The sequence below is a fragment of the Idiomarina abyssalis genome (assembly GCF_019797805.1).
Taxonomy (GTDB): Bacteria; Pseudomonadota; Gammaproteobacteria; order Enterobacterales; family Alteromonadaceae; genus Idiomarina; species Idiomarina abyssalis.
On the sequence record NZ_CP081832.1, the window covers coordinates 1,093,853 to 1,112,510 of the forward strand.

The window sequence follows — 18,658 nt, forward strand, 5'->3', positions numbered from 1 at the left end:
TTAAAGTAGAAGTTGTGTGGTGTTTTTCAAATATTAAACTGCAGTTAGAAAGTAATTAGAATTCGGTAGAGTTTTCTTTGGGGGAGTTAAATTCAAAGTTATGACACCGGGAGTAGTCCCAGTGTCATACATAGGAGCCTTAGTAATTGGCTTGCTGAGTATCCCAGAATTGATTGGTTAACTGATCGAGTCGCCTTGTAATATTGACAGTTTTGTCAGTTACATCGCTACTTAGCTTAGCTGCGTCCAGGTTCTGCTCAGAGCTTGTCTTAATGCTTGTCACGCTTTCACCGATACTCTGCGCAACTTTACTCTGTTCATCAACGGCCTGTGCTATCTGGTCGCTCATGTGGGAAATGGTGTTGATCACCTTCAGAATTTCCTCTAAATGGGAGGCTGTTTCCTTGCTTTTGCTGACACTGTCCTCCGCCATTAGTTCGCCCGCTTCCATGACACTCACGGCATTTTTGACACCATTTTGCAGTGTTTCAATTACTTGTCTTATTTCTTTGGTGGAATTTTGCGTTCGATTAGCTAATGATCTTACTTCGTCAGCAACAACAGCAAAGCCACGCCCATACTCACCAGCTCTGGCAGCCTCAATAGCCGCATTTAAGGCTAATAAGTTTGTCTGATCGGCAATACCCAAAATAACATCAAGAATTTTTTCAATATCGATGCTACTTTTTGAAACTTCATTAATGACGCGTGAGGCGTTATTAATCTGTGCCTTTAATTCGGATATTGCAGCGGCATTTGCGTCGACGACATCTTTGCCGGTTTTCACTGTCGTTAGTCCGCGAATTGATGCAGTCGATGTTTCTTTGGCACTGTCGGCCACGCTACCAATGCTCATTGACATTTGATCAACAGCAGTAGCAACATGCTCAGTCTGTTCAAACTGCTGCATAGTCCAAGTTTCAGATTGATTCACCGCCGCACTCAAGTTTGTGGCGTTGTCGTTTAGCGCTTCTGACATATCATTTATTCGGCCAATTAGGGCCGCATTTTCGGACTCTAGCTTTTTTATAGTCAACAAAATTGAACCGACCTCATCAGAGCGGCCGGTATAGACATAGCGAGCGACTTTATCGTCGGTTATCTTTTTAACTTGCTTAAGTGCTGCTCTCAGGGGGGCTAACCATATCAGAGTGAAAAATGCACTTATGAGCGAGGCAATAATACAAGCGACTAGAAGCGCTATACCGGAGCCGTGTAATAGGTAAGTTACAATAGGTATTAACGTTGGCAGTGCAATACTCGCCAATAACTTAGTTGTTAAAGAGGTGGAGGTTTTAACACCGCGGGGTGTTTGACCCTTATTAATGAGTGCATAGACTTTTTTGGCTCGCTCGATATGTTGAGGTTGGGCCTTACGGCGAACAGATTGGTACTCTTCAACCTGACCATTTTTCTTTATAGGTGTAGCGTAAGCATCAACCCAATAGTGATCTCCGTTTTTACAACGGTTTTTGACAATACCCATCCATGATTTTTCTGCTTTAAGATCAGCCCAAAACATTTTAAAAACGGGTGAAGGCATGTCGGGATGTCTGACAATATGGTGGTTCTTGCCAATAAGCTCTTCTTTTGAGAAGCCGCTAATATCTATAAAATCCCGGTTTATGTAAGTAATCTGACCTTTAAGATTAGTCGTCGAAAGAATATTAGACCGGTTCGAGAATTCAAGTTCTACACCAGTAATAGGAAGGTTCGTCTTCATGTGTACCTTGTGAAGTGCTAAGACTCAAAAAACTGAAATATAATCTGAATCGCAATTAAGTTGAGTGTAGATTCAATTCTATTTTTAGCGTTATTTTAAGGTTATTAACACTTACAATTCGGCTATATATAATTGATTTATATCAACTATTTAACTTCGGTTTCAGAAACTCTTTATCCTGCTCTTATTGAGCGTGTCACATTACGAGCCGGTGAGAAATTTGGTTCACAGGGAATAAAATATTTATGTCAAAAGTGGCGGTTTGCACAGGTCATGGCAACTCAAATTATGAGTATCCTTCTTCAATATCGGGGCATGGCCTTGCAATATAAAAACCTTGAGCACCACCGGCACCTAGTTGCTTTAAGATATCAAAAGTTTGCTTATCGCTGACAAACTCCGCGATCGTTTTGATATTTAAACTTTTAGCCATATCAATAATGCTGCGTGTTACGTGCTTGCTATTCGGGTTACTCTGAATGGACTTTATTATGGAGCCATCTATTTTTATATAGTCTGGTTTTATTTCGACTAGATAAATAAAGTTTGAGTAGCCACTGCCAAAATCATCTATCGCTATCAACGCGCCGAGAGCTCTAACTTGCTGAATAAAGCTATTTATAGACGCAAAGTCTCTAATTGCTTCTGACTCCGTTATTTCAAAAATGACCTGGGCTGCCGGGTTAGATTCAAGAGCGTTTATAATGTACCGCACAGTTTTTACATCAAGTATATCTTGAATTGATAAGTTGACCGATATGAAGCAATTTGACTCTATTGATTGTTTAACTGTTGCATCTACCATTAAATGCGTTAGCGCTTGGTAGTATCTTGTCTTTTTCAAATAATTTAGAAACCGGTTTGGTGATACAATTTCGCCATCGCGCAAGCGAATTCGAACAAGAGCTTCATACTTTCGATGCCCTCTACCTTCGGATGTCATTGTTGCTACTTTTTGAAAGTAGGGTATGACACGATTCTCTTTAAGGGCTAACTTTGTTTCTTCTAGCCAGAAATAAAAGTCATCCGTTTCTGAATCTTCAGTTCTGATGATAAGACTAGATGAAAAACTGTCGTGCTTAGCTTCGATTGTTGCGCTTTCAGCATAAGCAAGCGCTCGTTTTTTAGAGTTACCAAGACCGACTGAAAAATTAATTTCATGGTTATGCCCATCAACGACAAAGTCGGACGATTCTAAAGTCTCCTTTATTTCCATAGCTAAGAATTTGAAAGGGTTAATCTTTATAGGTTTTATGGGACGTATAGCGAATACTGCACCGTTGAGATGGTAGAGTTTTATAGAGTAGTTAAAACTCAAGCTTCGAAAGCGCTCCGCAACCAGTTTGATAACGGCATCACCGTAACTAATACCCCAGTAATCATTTAACAATTTAAAATTTTTAATATCGAAAATGGCTACTGACTCAACGGGGGTTCGTTCAAGGTCTTTAGATAACTTGGCTCGATTCGGAAGATGTGTTAGCGCATCCGTATTTTGTTTCTGAATTGTTTGGCGAGCCGTTACAATGTCAGTCACGTCATTACGAATGCTGACATACTCTTTTATCTCGCCACTTTCATCTGTAATAGGGTAAATAATGGTTTTTACGTAATATGATGAACCGTCTTTACGCCTATTACGGAGTAGGCCGCTCCAACGCTTTTTTTTAGAAATTGTTTTCCACAATTGCTCAAAAACTCTGTTCTTCATTTTGGGGTGCCGAATGATTCTATGGGTATTTCCTATAAGTTCATCTGCGGAATAACCACTTATTTGTTCAAACTTCTTATTAACGTAATAAATAACGCCAGAGGCACTTGTAATAGAAATTATTGAACTTGAATCAAGAGCGTTTTGGTGCTGACGAAGAGAGTAGAGTAGTGCCTCATGCTCTGCGCTAGCTTTAGTGGCAAGATTGGTTAACGCTTGTGTTGAATTAGGTAAAGAACGTTGTGGATCCGATCGTCTGTTCGCTTCTAAGATCACATCGCTTTCCGAGAGCTGCAGAACAGTTGTGCTTAGATTAAGTAACTCTGCTCTACTTCTTACTGTAGAGAATTCTCCATAGAAAAAGCCGCCTGAAGATTCAGTTCTTTTAGATATTCGCTCTATCTCTTCGCTAATTCTACCTTTCAAAAAAGATCGTCTTGCTGCGCACGAGAACGTTAGGGTGCATACACCTTTCTGGTTAAAAAACTCAGGTGTTCCTTTAAGAGTGCTAGTGACATCGGCAAAAGAAAAAGACACTTTATCGCCAACTTTTAATGTGCCCGCATAGATAATTCCTTGTCCGCATTTCGTCAGACTAATAGGGGCTCTTAGTATGTTTCGCTTGCTATTGCGAAGCATTAAAGGAAACTCCGTGACGCTCTTTGGAAACAGCTGGGTTATATGCTCTCCGATGTAGTCATTATAGATCTCGATGATAGGTCGGTCATCGAGTTTAAAAACTGTATTTTTATGCGCTTGGGTAACGGTAAATTGTCTCCCTATTGGGCGCCAGCCTTCAAAGCTAGTAATTAAGGTTTTCAGGGTTTCGCCGTATAGAAGGACACCTATCAAGCCGTTCGTTTTTACCTTGTCGCCGAGCAGCATATATGCTGACTGAAAATGCCCGTCATCTGCTGCTATACCACCAACAACTTTGCAATCGGGGACTAGATGGTAGAACTGTCTAATTACGTCTTCAGGATTTATTGTAAAAGCGTTAGCGTAGATAATCGCCAGTTGTGGGGATCTTCTATAGGGATTAGTAAGTATATCCGCTAAGGAGACGGTTGTTGAACTATTAATTTCAAAGGGTTCTATTTGAGTATCTTTTTCGAATATACAGAAATGGATTACAAGCTGATTTGAGTAACATTTTTCAGCTAAAATCTCACCATAAGTTGAGGTTCCAATGACACAGAAAGTTGGTGTCATTGAAATAATTTGTTTAGCGATCGAAGCAGTATGACTCTCGTTTAAGCCGGAAAAAATTTGTATTAATCCACGTTCTTTACTCAGCCTGTTACTGAGTATGAACTCATTAAGACTCTCTGTGCTTTTGAATAAGTGAATCAACTGCCTCATAACTTAAACATCCTGTTGGCTTTCCCAGAATTGAGTTGTTAATTGCTCCAACCTTCGTGTGATGCCGACAGTCTTATTGGCGACATCACTACTTAATTGAACCGCTTCAAGATTCTGCTCTGCATTAGTTCTAATAGAAGAAATATTCTCACCAATATCTTGTGCAACAGCACTCTGTTCTCTAACAGAGTTAGCAATTTGGTTGCTCATTAACGAAATAATATTAATAGTCTCAACGAGGCTATCGAGATTAAGAGCTGTTTGTTGGCTTTTCTCTACACTCTGAGTAGCCATATGTTCACCCTGCTTCATAACCTCAACCGCATGGCGAACACCGTTTTGCAGTTTGTCTATAACAATCCTAATTTCTTCGGTCGACACTTGTGTTCTAGTCGCTAGAGACCGGACCTCGTCGGCAACAACGGCAAATCCTCTACCTGTTTCTCCTGCTCTTGCAGCTTCTATAGCGGCGTTAAGTGCTAATAGGTTTGTTTGATCAGCAATACTTAAAATTACATCGAGTATTTTCTCGATATCCTCGCTGCTTTCTGAAACTTCGTTGATTACCTTTGCTGCGCTACTAATCTGTTCTTTAAGAGTTCTAACTGACTGAGAGTTTTCATCAACAACTGACTTCCCATAAGCTGCTTTTTCATAGCCGCTACTTGATGAACTTGAAGTCTCTTGAGCGCTGTTTGCGACAGTATTTATACTTTCTGACATTTGATTAATTGCGGCTGCAACACGCTCTGTTTGTTCAAACTGCTGCAAGGTTCCAGTCTGCGACTGATTAACGGCACTACTCAGATTGTCAGCACTTTCCGATAAAGCATTAGACATATCATTGATGCGTCCGATTAAAGCAGCGTTTTCAGATTCTAACTTCTTAAAGGCAAGTAAAATTGAGCCTGCCTCGTCTGAACGACCTGTGTATACATACCTGGCTACTTTGTCATTAGTAACTTTGTAACTAGCAGCAAGAACTTCTTTCAAAGGAGCTAAAGAAAGAAATACTAAAAAAGCGGCGATGGCAGTGGAAGCTAGACAAAAAATTAGTACCAGAAGAGCGTTACCCGAAAACAGATAGGAAATTAATGGAAGAGCAATTGGTAGCAAAAGGGCAGTTGAAACTTTCTTCCAAATTGACGGCCTATCTTTAACCTTCTTATGAGCTGTACCTTGGTTAATTTTCTTGTAGACGTCAGATGCTCGCTCAATGAATTCCTTTTTCGCTTTGCGCCGAACAGATTGATACTCCTCAATTTGTCCATTTGTTTTAATTGGAGTAGCGTACGCGTCGACCCAGTAATGATCGCCGTTCTTGCAGCGATTTTTTACAATGCCCATCCATGACTTTTGAGCTTTCAAGTCAGACCAGAAAACTTTAAATACCGCTGAGGGCATATCCGGGTGACGTACTATATGGTGATTCTTACCTAAAAGCTCTTCCTGAGAGAAACCGCTTATCTCTATAAAATCTCTGTTAATGTATGTAATTTGACCTTTTAAATTCGTGGTTGAGAGGATGTTAGCGCGATTAGAGAATTCTTGCTCAACTCCCGTTATAGGAAGGTTCTTTTTCATGTGGTTATCCAGAGTTACTGTAAAGTTTACAAATTGTTTGTGTTATCAGCTTGTTGATTAATTTATGGGTATTTTGAAAAGTTGTTAACATAATACGGTAGAATGCCAAAAAACCACGTTAAAATTGTGGTTATATTGACGAGGATCAAATGTGCTGAGTGTTCTGAACTTTACAGGCGAAAGAGGAGCGAGGAATTAACACGGTTCACTACAAGCAATTTTCTTATGCCTACTGTCGATTGATGGAAGCTAGACTTTTAGGGCGAGCGCCTTAAAGTAATCTATTTATTTTGACTTTCCAGTGCTTGAATTTTATTCCAAAGCTCGTCTGCTTGCTGACTGATATGCGAACTATCGCGAATGTTTCCGTTGCGCTGCATCTCCATAGCTTTTTCTTGCAGTTGCTTTAGTTCTTTGCGCATTTTCTTCGTTGGGTTTGACTTAAAAAGTCCAAACATTAATGATTGCCTCAAATTATTAAGTGTATTTAGCAATACGAAAAATCAGGGTTAAAAGTTCTGCGTGAAAAGCATAAAAATAATATGATGTTTTTAAGCTAAATTTTTTCTTTGGAGTTACTGTCGGTATATTGTTGCTTAAGTGTACTTTTTGAGCGATCAAAGCGAATGACAGGAACATGACATGGCAATGTCGTAACAATGTCCGGTGCTTTTAGATAATGTTTTATCCGAACTATCGGGCAACAGAGCTGAATACAACAATGAAAAATACCAAATTCGCAGAGCGGTTAACTTACCAGCGCAAGTTAAAAGGACTCTCGCAGGAACAGCTTGCTGAGAGCACCAGGGTAACCGTACGTACCATTCAACGCTTGGAAAAAGGTGAGGTCACCCCCCACTTAAGAACAGTAAAGCTACTAGCGGCGGCACTCGAGTTAGATGTTGACGATTTGCTTGAATTGGATGACCCTCGCAACGAGAATATTCAAACAAAGTGGCTGCTATTAATGCACTCATCGCCATTTATTGGTTTTGTGGTGCCATTTCTCAATATCTTGTGCCCGCTGTTTATTTGGATCCATAAGCGTGAAGATAACCCCCTGTATGACGCTCATGGCCGTGCGGTTATTAACTTTCAAATAACCATGATGCTCATTTACGCACTTGCTTTTGTTGCACTACTTAGCGTCGAAGGGTTTGGCTTTTTATTCTTTATTGCCGTGATCCCTTATACCGCCTTAGTTATGTTGGCTAACGTTATCGCTGTGATAAAAGCACGAAGGTATTTTTACCCCAGTATTCCTTTCCTTGGCAAAAAATAGCTGGTAGCAAAGCTCTCCATTTAAAAACGATTTAATAAAGGAACAATCATGAAAGCAATAATTTATTATTTGCTGCTGGCTACGCTTGTCTGTTTTTCAGCAAGTGAAGCGGTAGCACAGTCCAAAGTTACTGATGAAAAAATTCAGGAATTTCAGTCTTATCTGAGTGACTTTCGTAAAGAGAACAAAATTCCAAGTTTGTCCGTTGCGGTGGTAAAAGACCGTGAAATTATTCTGCTTGAGAGCATTGGCTTTCAAGATCACGACGCCGAAGAATCAACGACGGAAGACACATCGTACCTTGCTGCTTCTATCACAAAAACGTTCACGGGTGCGACGTTACTGGCCATGGAGGCTGACGGGCACATTGATCTCGATGCGGACTTTACGATTTTAAGTGACTGGGGCAGACGCTGCCACTGGCTGACAACAAGCGGCACTATCTTTGGTGGAGGCACTCTGGATAACGGCTATCAAGTACCCACGGTAGAATGTGACCAAGTGATAACGCTGCGTCATGTCCTTCAACATCAGGTACAGGGTGAGCCAGGCACAAGCTTCTTCTACAACCCCATTGTGTTTGGCCGTTTATCTAACTGGGTTGAGGAAAACACGAATAAAAGTTGGCGCTACTGGATGAAAAAATACGTTATTGAAGCCGGAGATTTAGAGGGTATAGCCGCTGGTTGGCGAGACCCGGCTGCCAGTGAGGTACTGACTCATATTGCACCGCCTTTTCGCCATGCGCCTGAACAGTCCGATGGGCTTGCAAATTCAGTATTACCAAACACTGAACTTAACGCCAGCTCAGGCATTATCGCCAGCGCAAAAGCACTTGCTCATTATTCTATAGCCCTGGATGAAGAAAAAATTCTCCCTGAATCTTTGAGACAGAAAATGTGGACGCCGGCAAAGGATGAAGAGGGTAACTCAATGCCTTATGCCTATGGCTGGTTTGTCCAGAATTGGCAAGGACATAAGCTGGTTTGGCATGGTGGTTGGTGGCCGGATGCGTATGCCGGACTCCTACTAAAGGCACCTGATGACGGACTAACCTTAATTGCACTGGGAAACACCGACGGACTGCGACACGAGGTTAATAGTCTGACGAGCGCGCAAATTGAAAAGAACCCACTGGCGTTAAAGTTTTTAGAGTTATTTGTTGAGCAGTCGCAGTAATGAGTGCGTGTTACTCTATATTAAAAACTTAGCAAGAGCTGGGACTTGATGTCACCGTTGAGGCCGTTATAGCAGGCATAATGGCTTCATCGAGCTTTAGATTGTCGGACATGGTTTATGTTTCTCAGTTAAATCGAATAGCTGAAATTAAAGCAAAAAAGCTTACAAAAAGAAAACTTGATGCTAGGTTAGTGATTAGAATATAACCAAGAGGAAAGGATTCTGATGAAAAAAGCTATTGTTTTCATACTACTATTGGCGTGTCCGATTTTTGTTGTTGCTGCTGAACCAAGCTGGCAACCCTTTATTTTGGAAAAGGGTTTAATCAAATTTAAAGTTTATGTTGAAGGTGTTGAAGGCTATGCAATTGTTGATACTGGAAGGGAGAGAAGTTCAGTTAATAAGGCCTTTATAGAGGACAAAAAATTAAGCACTGACGTATTAAACTATGTGAAAGTATCGGGCATTTTTGGAGACAAGCGAAGACCTCGTTATAAAGATGTCGATATAGAAATTAATGGGGTTACCTATCAACAAAACCTTTATGAAGTGAGTTTTGGCCCACCTAGAAATGCTGTGATGCTCGGCGCAGACTTTTTAAAGAATGTTGTTGTTGATATTGACTATCGCAACCAAAGAATCCGCTTTTTTTCCAATCGCGATGAAATTGACCTTGTGAGTAACGTTCCATTCACTAAGCAACGTGAGACAGGCTACCCTATTATTCTAGTCAATTTAAACGATGAAGATGAGCGTTGGGTTATTCTGGATACTGCTCATAGTGGCGGTGTACTTTTGGAAAAAAGAGTTGCGACACAAAATAACTGGTTCGAGCGCTTTAGTTCTAGTTCCTCGTTAGTGATGGGAGTCAACAGTATGGGTTACCACAATGTTATTGACTTACCAAAGATAAAGCTGGGCCCGTATGAAGTTGAAAAAGTCCCGGTAGCTGTCCCTGAGATCAATCGACTGTTCCGCCTTACCAGCCAGTACGAGCAAGAGCACTCAAGAATTCGAGGGCGTCGAGTAGAAGGCCTCATCGGTTATGAGGCACTGAAACATTTTAGACTGTTATTCGATTATCGTTCTGGCAGTATCGAGCTGTCACAGGCTCAAGCTTCCGAGTAAATTCTGATCTTTTAGATATTCCCGTGGCCAGGCGGTTTACTCTGTTCAATCGGCTGGCCTATAAGCTCCTCAATTGCTTTCAGCGCGGGGGAGTCCTCGTCCGTAACCAGAGAAATAGCATGGCCAGTTTGACCGGCACGACCGGTTCGGCCAATACGGTGTATGTAATCTTCCGCAACGTGGGGGAGGTCGTAATTAATAACGTACGGCAGCTTTTCAATATCAATGCCACGCGCGACAATATCGGTTGCGATAAGCACCTGCACTTTGGCACTTTTAAAATCAGCCAACGCCTTAGTACGGGCGCCCTGACTTTTAGCGCTGTGAATAGCCGCTGCCGAGAAGCCGGCTTTATCCAGTTGTTTAACTAATCGATTAGCCCCTTGCTTGGTGCGTGAAAACACAAGTACTTGGGGTAAGTCGAGGCTTTTCAGCAGTTTTAATAACAGCCCCAGTTTTTGGCTTTTTTGTACTTCATACACTGTTTGCTTAATAGGCTCGGCTGTTGCGTTGGGCGGTGCCACGGCAATTTCTACCGGGCTTTTAAGCAAGCCTTTAGCCAGCGCACGAATGTCGTTAGAGAAGGTTGCCGAGAACAAAAGCGTTTGGCGATTAACCGGCAGTAACTTAATAATTTTCTTTATGTCGTGAATAAAGCCCATGTCGAGCATGCGGTCGGCTTCATCTAACACCAGCACTTCTAACTTGGGGAAACGAACCGCGTTCTGTTTGTATAAATCCAGTAAACGGCCTGGTGTTGCCACCAGAATATCCACGCCTTTGCGAAGCTTCATCATTTGCGGATTAATTTTCACACCACCAAACGCCACAGCGTAATTCAATGGCAAGCCGGCGCTTAAGTTCGCAACACTTTCACCCACCTGAGCTGCCAATTCACGAGTCGGTGTTAAAATCAAAGTGCGAGCCGTGTTTGCCTTGGCACGTTCGTTACTTTTCAGAAGCTCTAAAATAGGCACCGTAAAGCCTGCCGTTTTGCCTGTACCCGTTTGCGCTGCTGCCATGACGTCTTTCCCTGCAAGCACCAAAGGAATAGCCTGTGCCTGAATGGGCGTAGGTTGGCTATAACCCTGACGTGAAAGGGCGGTAAGCATTTCCGGGGAAAGTCCGAGATCAGAAAAAGTCATGTATTAATGTGCAATTTAATGGGGATTAGAGCGTGTATTCTACCCCAGAGAGGCGGACGCCGCATTTCATTTAAGGGGGTGTTGAATCTGCTTTCAAGCAAATTACGTTGTTCGTCACTTGTTCGGTAGGTAGGGCTCAACGTCAGTCTGTGGTTTGCCAAACAAATAGCCCTGGAAAAACTGACACCCCATAGTTTGCAGGCGTTTGAATTGCTCATTTGTTTCAACGCCCTCTGCGATAATGGCCAAGTTCATGCTACGACCCAGACTAATAATGGTTTCGGTTAACAAGGCACCTTTGCTGTATTCATCTAAATCGCTGACAAATGCGCGGTCGACTTTAAGTTCGTCGAGAGGCAACCGTGTGAGGTAGGCTAAAGACGCATAGCCGGTGCCAAAGTCATCTAAGGAAATAGACACACCTAACTGGCGCAAGCTTTTCATTTGTTGAACAATAAAGTCTATATCGTCAGCTATTAGGCTTTCTGTTAGTTCAAAACATAAGTTATTAGGATTTGCTCCTGTGCGCTCAAGAATGTTCTGTACGCGTTCGACAAAGTCACCGCGACGAAATTGAACGGAACTCACATTGACTGAAATTTTTAGGTGTTTGCAGTCGTTATATGCCTGCCATTGCAAAAGCATTTCACAGCTTTTTTCCAGAACCCAGTCACCAATACCGATAATACTGCCAGTAGCTTCAGCAATAGTAATAAAATCATTAGGGGAGATAGTCCCTAAACTAGGGTGTTGCCAGCGAAGTAGGGCTTCAAAGCCAATAACTTGCTGGTGTGTATTCACCTGTGGCTGAAAGGCTAAAGCAAGCTCTTTATTTTCAACAGCATGATTAAGTGCCTGAGAGAGTTGTAAGCGCTCTTTGACGGCCGACTCCATTCCCTGATCAAAGAAACGAATAGTGTTGGTATTAGAGCCTTTCGCCATTTTAAGTGCTATATCTGCCTGGCGGATTAACTCATCACTGGGTAAGTTGCTTGGGCAATGAAATAAAGTGATGCCAACACAAGCGCTGAGCTGATGAATATCATTTTCGAGCATTAGAGGTGTTTCTATCTCTTCAATGACTTGAGTTGCCAGTTGCTCTGCTTCTGTTGCTGCGGCATCGAACGACGGTGCAGTGCATGGCAATAAAAGAACAAACTCATCTTTACCAAGACGGGCGAGATCGTCGTGAGAGGAGCTAAACCGTTGTAATGACTTCGCACAGTGCACTAGAACTCGGTCGCCACTGCTGTAACCAAGGCTCTCATTGATACTATGAAAGTTATCAATATCGATAATGAGCAATGCGGCAACTGAACGTTCGCTTTTAATACCTCGTACCATACTAGCAATGCGCTCTAACATTAGGCGTCGGTTGGGTAAGTCTGTGAGCGGATCATAATATGAGAGGCGCTGCACTTCGGCTTCAGCCACTTCTAACGCGCGCATATCGGCGTCCATACAAAACATAATGGGCTCGTCATTCGCCAGGGCCACAACGGTATGGCTTGAGTACACGGGAACTATACTGCCGTCTTTATGTTTAAGGTTGAGTCGAGCCGGGGGAATGCCTTGTCGGTGCTCGAACATCCAGGCTACCGCCTGTTCGACCTCGCTACGCATATCATTAGGAATAATTAAGTCATAGATACTTCCGCCCAGCGCTTCGCTAGGTGAATAACCGTAGATTTTTTCCGAGGCACCATTCCAATAGACCACCGTGCCGTCGGCACTGTAGCCTTGAATAGACATTGCTTGTGTGTCATCAAACAACTTGTGGAACCGTGCTTCGCTAATTTGCTTGTCGCGGTTTTTTGTCATGGAAGTTAGCCGTTAGTTGAAATGAGAGTTAACGAGTTAACCTAAGTACAAGTGTAGAATACAATTGATAAAACCGTTAACTATGTGCTTACTCTTCATCAAAAGAGCGGTATCTGTCTGCGAGAAAATCTATTAATGTTCTGACCGCAGGCAGCAAGCCTCTTCTTGACGGGAAAACTACATGAATAATTTCGGGCGGCGCTTTCCAATCCGGGAAAAGTTCTATCAATGAGTCGTCATTAATTTGATTGGCGACCACTAATTTTGGCACTTGCACAACGCCAACACCCGCCAGAGCCGAATCCCGCAATGCGACCATATCGGTTGTGATAAACCTTGGTTTAAAGGGGACTTCAAACGACTGTCCGTCCGGGGAAGTCCATGACCAGGTAAAATGTTTTTGAGGCGTACCTAACCCCAGGCTCGGCCAGTCAGCGATTTCACATAAATGCTTGGGTGTTCCGAACTTACTAACTAAATCTGGACTCGCCACGATACACAAAGTGCGCTCTGATAAAACTTTCATAACCAAGTCACTGTCTTCTAACGGCGGAGGACGAACGCGGATGGCGACATCAACACCTTCGGCAATCACATCCACTCTACGGTTAGAAGCTTCAAGCTGGATATCGACCTCCGGATAAAGGTTCATGAACTCTGCCAACATGCAGCCTATATGGGCATTAAGCAGAGCAATTGGACAGGTGAGTTTAATTACCCCTCTTGGCTCAGAGCGCAACGAGTCTATAGCCTCTTGCGCAGACTCGGCTTCTACCAACATAGCGCGGCAGTGCTGCAAGTACTTTTGACCCACCTCGGTTAAATGAAAGCTTCGGGTTGAGCGGTAAATCAGTTTTGCATTGAGGTTATCTTCAAGCTTAGCAATGCGGCGGCTAAGCTTTGATTTTGGAATACCCAATGCCCGTCCGGCGGGCGCAAAGCCACCAGAATCTACCACTTTTACAAAGTAATACAGGTCGTTTAAATCTTGCATTTTACTGTTCTATTTTTAGGACAATCTTTCTTATTTTTGCACTCTACACATTCAGCGTATCACTTATATGATTTAAAGAAAGTTATTTTCGGAGAAAGGCTCATGAAAAAAGTTAAAGCTATCGTAAGACCAGCGGCACCACATTGGGTGGGTAATGGCTTCCCCGTGCAAACCATTTTTTCTTATGACCGTTTTGCTGAGGCGTTGAGTCCTTTTTTGCTGCTGGATTACGCGAAGTCAACTGAGTTTCCGGGAGACGGTGTGAAACGAGGTGTTGGTGAGCATCCTCATCGCGGTTTTGAAACCGTTACGATTGTCTACGAAGGGGAGCTAGCTCATAAAGACTCATCTGGTGAAGGTGGCATTATTCGCGCGGGCGATGTGCAGTGGATGACAGCCGGCGCCGGAATATTGCATGAAGAGTTTCATTCTACTCGCTTCAGTCAACAAGGTGGGCCGCTTCAAATGGTTCAGCTGTGGGTAAACCTCCCTCGACAACACAAAATGATGCAGCCCCGTTATCAGGCGATCGAAAAGGCTGACATTCCAGTCGTTTTGCTACCCGACGATGTAGGAACCTTGCGTGTTATAGCCGGAAATTATGAAGGCACTGCAGGGTCAGCGGAAACCGTATCTCCTCTCAATGTTTTTGATGTCCAGTTAAAACCCGGAGGTCAAATGCGTCTAGACATACCAGAGGGATGGAACAACGCAGTTATCGTGCTGGACGGATCTGTTCGAGTGAACGGCTCCGCTTCGCTGAAACCTTCAACGATGGCTCTGCTTGAGCGCGAAGGAGGGAAAGTTGTTCTTCATGCTGAACATCAGAGTCAAATTCTTATTCTTTCCGGGGAACCGATAGATGAGCCGGTAGTTGGTCACGGCCCATTTGTCATGAACTCGGCTCAAGAAATATCACAAGCTTTTGCCGACTATTCACAAGGTCGTTTCGCAAGCGAGTGATATGAAACCGGGTGTAATAACCCACAACACAACATTTGGAGAAATATTATGAGCTTTAAATACAACCGTTTAAATAAAGACGATGCAGCCGTGCTGCTTGTTGATCATCAGGCAGGTTTACTGTCATTGGTTCGTGACATCGATCCTGACAAATTTAAAAATAATGTTCTGGCACTGGGTGACTTGGCAAAATATTTCAACTTACCGACTATTTTGACCACAAGCTTTGAAACTGGCCCTAATGGCCCACTGGTCCCGGAGTTAAAAGACATGTTCCCGGATGCGCCTTATATTGCTCGTCCGGGTCAAATTAACGCATGGGATAACGAAGACTTCGTAAAGGCTGTGAAGGCAACCGGTAAAAAACAGTTGATTGTTGCCGGTGTTGTTACGGAAGTGTGTGTGTCCTTCCCCGTTTTATCAGCATTAGAAGAAGGTTTTGAGGTGTTCGTTATTACGGATGCATCAGGTACGTTCAACCCGCTAACTCGCGATGCTGCCTGGGACCGCATGTCCCAAGCCGGCGCTCAGTTAATGACATGGTTTGGTACTGCTTGTGAACTGCATCGCGACTGGAGAAATGACATTGAGGGCTTGGGCGAGCTATTCTCAAATCATATTCCAGACTATCGTAACCTCATTACCAGTTACTCAACATTGACACAGGACAAGTAATTGTCGTTTATTGAAAGATAGTAGCCGGAGAAGTCCGCTTCTCCGGTTTTTAAGCAGGAGAGCAACTATGAGTAACTTAGCGAAGTCTTTGGAAAGTGAATGCCAGATTGTGTCTGGCTGTGGCGCATTAAAAAGAATCATCAGCCCGAAATCACGTGACCTTGGTGGTTTTTCAGTTAAACGCATACTCCCTTCGAAAGAAGTGAAATCTGTCGGCCCGTGGGTGTTTTTTGACCATATGGGACCTGCTACTTTCGATGCTGGTGACGGTATTAACGTCAGACCCCATCCGCATATAGGCCTGGCCACGGTAACCTATTTATTTGAAGGCGAGATTCAGCATAAGGATTCTCTCGGAACAGACGCTACTGTGCTCCCGGGCGATATTAACCTCATGGTGGCCGGTCATGGCATTGTTCATTCTGAGCGGCAGACACCAAAAATGACGCAGCAGGCCCACAAGGTTCATGGTTTGCAACTGTGGTTAGCATTACCAAAAGCGTATGAGGATTGTGAACCAAGTTTCCATCACTACGACAGAGACATTCTGCCAACCGTTGACTTACCCGGTGGACGAGCAAAAGTACTCATTGGAAATGCGTTTGGTTGCAGCTCTCCTGTAAAAACCTTCTCAGAAACACTGTATGCCGAAGTGAATCTTAATGAGGGTGAAAGCATTCAATTGCCCCACGTTGAGGAGCTTGCTCTTTATATTGTATCGGGAAACCTCAAGATAGGCAGTTTCAATATGGCAGACCATCATATGGCTGTTTTCAATGAAGAGCAGGGAATAACGGTTACGGCTCAATCCAATACTCGGTTCGCTCTTATTGGCGGCGGCGCACTGGGCTCTCGCTTTATAGAATGGAATTTTGTTGCAACCGACAAGCAGCTAATAGAGAACGCCAAAAAGCGCTGGCAACAACAAGAATTCGCAAAAGTACCGGGCGACTCTGAAGAGTATATTCCACTGCCTTAAACAGATAACCTAGCAAGGGCGAGAAAAATGACAGACATTTTGGTAATAGCCACTCTTTTTTTGATTGCCGGCGTCATTACCGTGCCAATTGCCAGCAGACTGGGACTTGGCTCCGTACTTGGCTACTTATTAGCCGGCGTTGCTATCAGTCCTCTACTTGCGGCTCTTCATGTCGACGTTGAATCGATACAACACGTTGCCGAATTCGGTGTCGTCATGATGTTGTTTATTGTCGGGCTGGAGCTTGAGCCTAAAGCATTATGGTCAATGCGGAAACAACTTATCGGTCTTGGCGGTGGGCAGGTGTTATTAACATCAGCCATTCTTACAGGAATAGGCATTCTGCTCGGTTTTAGCTGGCAGTTATCATTGGTCTGTGGCTTGATCTTGTCACTTTCATCCACGGCTATAGTACTGCAGACACTCTCAGAAAAAGGCCTGATGAAATCGGATGGCGGTAAAGCCTCATTTTCGGTCCTGTTAACGCAGGATATTGTGGTTATTCCGATGCTTGCCATCATTCCGTTGTTAGTTGCGCCAGAAATGCTCGCATCCGGTAATAATGTGGCCTCTGAAAGCACTAGTGGGCACGGCCAAGCACTGAGCCTGGTCGCAGGCCTATCCAGTTGGCAGAGTGGCGTTGTGATGCTCATTGCAGTTGCCGCGGTGGTATTAGGGGGCATCTATTTATCGAAACCGATTTTCCGCTTCGTTGCATCTGCACGCCTACGAGAGCTGCTCACGGCTACGGCACTGCTTTTTGTCTTTGCCATTGCGGCTCTGATGTCACTGGTAGAGCTCTCTCCGGCACTGGGTACGTTTCTCGCCGGAGTGGTGTTAGCCAACTCGCCTTATAAGCACGAACTTGAGAGCAATATTGAGCCATTCAAGGGGCTTTTGCTCGGACTCTTTTTTATTACCGTTGGTGCCAGCATTAACTTTTCGCTCTTGGCTGATAGCTTTCAGACAGTGCTTTTAATGACACTGGGTCTAATGCTCGTAAAAGCGGCCGTTGTTTTTACCTTAGGTAAGCTATTTAAAGTAAAAGGCGCTGAAAATTGGCTGATGGCGTTGGGGCTTGCTCAAGCCGGGGAGTTTGGTTTTGTTCTATTAGCATTTTCCGTTGCTCGCGGCGTACTGCCTCCACCAATAGCTGATTCGCTGCTTTTAGTCGTGACGCTTTCAATGGCATTATCTCCCTTGTTGTTTATTGTTCAACAGAAACTCATTGCGCCTCGATATATCGCTGGCAACGATGAAGAGCCACAACCGAGCTTACCCAACGACAAAAAAATTATTATTGCAGGCTCTGGTCGTGTCGGTGGTCTGGTGGATCGTATTCTAAGGGTAGGGGGCTTTGAAACCACCGTCATTGATTACAACTACAAACAACTGGAGAGCATGTCAAAGCTTGGCTTTAAATACTTCTATGGTGATGCCACACGACCCGATTTACTGCATGCAGCAGGCATTGAGCAAGCTTCGTTATTAATTGTTGCTTTGGACGAAGAAGAGCAAATTACCAAGCTAGTGCGTTATGCTCGTGACAACTACCCGCATATTCATGTCACCGCCCGAGCTGTGCATCGGCACCATGTGTATGACCTCTACTATTATGGCTGCCGGGATATTATTCGTGAAACTTACGATAGCTCACTCCGCATTGGACGCTCCGCATTAGAAGTTCTGGGCATTGAAAAAGGCGCAGCAACGGACATTGTTAATCTGTTTGACCAATATGATAAGCAACTCATGCGCTCAATGGCTGACGTATATAAAGTTGGTATGCCATTTGACGAAAACCCTGAATACCTTAGAGAAGTAAAAAGTCGCATCGAGCAGCTTTCGCCGGAGCTAGAGCGAAAAGTCGACTCTTTGTTAAAGGAGAAGAGAGTTCAGTGACTTCCTAATGGCGCAAACTGGGATGAATTGGGCTCTTTAAAAACCTTTTAGTGACGTCTGCTGTTCGCTCAGATCCGACATCGTCGATGATTCTCGGTCCACTCCAAAAGACAGCTACTGAGTGTCTGGTAAGCTAGTGGCTATTCAAAGCATTCCCTGGCATTAGTCGAGATAACTTCATTATTCTCTCTCTTTGCACCGGGAATCTCA

At 43.7% G+C, this 18,658-nt stretch carries 14 protein-coding genes; 7 read left to right on the top strand and 7 right to left on the bottom strand.

Annotated elements, in window-relative coordinates; genetic code table 11:
- Positions 1-139 precede the first annotated feature (139 nt).
- The 4 genes from K5X84_RS05140 to K5X84_RS05155 all read right to left on the bottom strand — a co-directional run bounded on the left by K5X84_RS05140 (position 140) and on the right by K5X84_RS05155 (position 6,838).
- Positions 140-1,723: a methyl-accepting chemotaxis protein gene (locus K5X84_RS05140; protein ID WP_222236840.1), complete on the bottom strand. Its 1,584-nt coding sequence runs from the start codon at positions 1,721-1,723 to the stop codon at positions 140-142.
- Between the two features lie 286 nt (positions 1,724-2,009).
- Positions 2,010-4,796, bottom strand: a complete 2,787-nt coding sequence (locus K5X84_RS05145; protein WP_222236841.1) for a sensor domain-containing phosphodiesterase — start codon at positions 4,794-4,796, stop codon at positions 2,010-2,012.
- A gap of 3 nt (positions 4,797-4,799) precedes the next feature.
- Positions 4,800-6,380, bottom strand: coding sequence for a methyl-accepting chemotaxis protein (locus K5X84_RS05150; RefSeq protein WP_222236842.1), 1,581 nt, complete (start codon positions 6,378-6,380; stop codon positions 4,800-4,802).
- 281 nt (positions 6,381-6,661) lie between these two features.
- The gene (locus K5X84_RS05155) at positions 6,662-6,838 is read right to left on the bottom strand and encodes a DUF6435 family protein (RefSeq protein WP_222236843.1); all 177 of its coding nucleotides are present in this window, start codon (positions 6,836-6,838) and stop codon (positions 6,662-6,664) included.
- A 263-nt stretch (positions 6,839-7,101) separates the two neighbouring features.
- On the opposite strand from K5X84_RS05155, the gene K5X84_RS05160 reads away from it, so the two are divergent.
- From K5X84_RS05160 to K5X84_RS05170, 3 genes are all read left to right on the top strand, one after another.
- Positions 7,102-7,662 (top strand): helix-turn-helix domain-containing protein, encoded by a 561-nt coding sequence (locus K5X84_RS05160; RefSeq protein WP_054488499.1) that lies wholly within the window; start codon positions 7,102-7,104, stop codon positions 7,660-7,662.
- A 48-nt stretch (positions 7,663-7,710) separates the two neighbouring features.
- On the top strand, positions 7,711-8,841 hold the full coding sequence (locus K5X84_RS05165) for a serine hydrolase domain-containing protein (RefSeq protein WP_222236844.1): 1,131 nt from the start codon (positions 7,711-7,713) through the stop codon (positions 8,839-8,841).
- A gap of 225 nt (positions 8,842-9,066) precedes the next feature.
- Positions 9,067-9,969 (top strand): pepsin/retropepsin-like aspartic protease family protein, encoded by a 903-nt coding sequence (locus K5X84_RS05170; protein WP_222236845.1) that lies wholly within the window; start codon positions 9,067-9,069, stop codon positions 9,967-9,969.
- Between the two features lie 11 nt (positions 9,970-9,980).
- Here K5X84_RS05170 and K5X84_RS05175 read toward each other — a convergent pair whose 3' ends face one another.
- From K5X84_RS05175 to K5X84_RS05185, 3 genes are all read right to left on the bottom strand, one after another.
- Positions 9,981-11,114 (bottom strand): DEAD/DEAH box helicase, encoded by a 1,134-nt coding sequence (locus K5X84_RS05175; RefSeq protein WP_222236846.1) that lies wholly within the window; start codon positions 11,112-11,114, stop codon positions 9,981-9,983.
- Between the two features lie 114 nt (positions 11,115-11,228).
- On the bottom strand, positions 11,229-12,935 hold the full coding sequence (locus K5X84_RS05180; protein ID WP_222236847.1) for a putative bifunctional diguanylate cyclase/phosphodiesterase: 1,707 nt from the start codon (positions 12,933-12,935) through the stop codon (positions 11,229-11,231).
- Positions 12,936-13,023: 88 nt separating this feature from the next.
- Positions 13,024-13,929, bottom strand: a complete 906-nt coding sequence (locus K5X84_RS05185; RefSeq protein ID WP_222236848.1) for a LysR family transcriptional regulator — start codon at positions 13,927-13,929, stop codon at positions 13,024-13,026.
- A gap of 102 nt (positions 13,930-14,031) precedes the next feature.
- On the opposite strand from K5X84_RS05185, the gene K5X84_RS05190 reads away from it, so the two are divergent.
- The 4 genes from K5X84_RS05190 to K5X84_RS05205 all read left to right on the top strand — a co-directional run bounded on the left by K5X84_RS05190 (position 14,032) and on the right by K5X84_RS05205 (position 18,448).
- On the top strand, positions 14,032-14,892 hold the full coding sequence (locus tag K5X84_RS05190; protein ID WP_222236849.1) for a pirin family protein: 861 nt from the start codon (positions 14,032-14,034) through the stop codon (positions 14,890-14,892).
- Positions 14,893-14,940: 48 nt separating this feature from the next.
- Positions 14,941-15,567 carry an isochorismate family cysteine hydrolase YcaC gene (ycaC, locus tag K5X84_RS05195; RefSeq protein ID WP_222236850.1) on the top strand — a complete coding sequence of 209 codons (627 nt, stop codon included), beginning with the start codon at positions 14,941-14,943 and terminating at the stop codon, positions 15,565-15,567.
- 67 nt (positions 15,568-15,634) lie between these two features.
- Positions 15,635-16,546 carry a pirin family protein gene (locus K5X84_RS05200; RefSeq protein WP_222236851.1) on the top strand — a complete coding sequence of 304 codons (912 nt, stop codon included), beginning with the start codon at positions 15,635-15,637 and terminating at the stop codon, positions 16,544-16,546.
- Between the two features lie 27 nt (positions 16,547-16,573).
- A complete protein-coding gene (locus tag K5X84_RS05205; RefSeq protein ID WP_222236852.1) occupies positions 16,574-18,448 on the top strand; it encodes a cation:proton antiporter domain-containing protein in 1,875 nt (624 codons plus the stop codon).
- Positions 18,449-18,658: the final 210 nt, after the last annotated feature.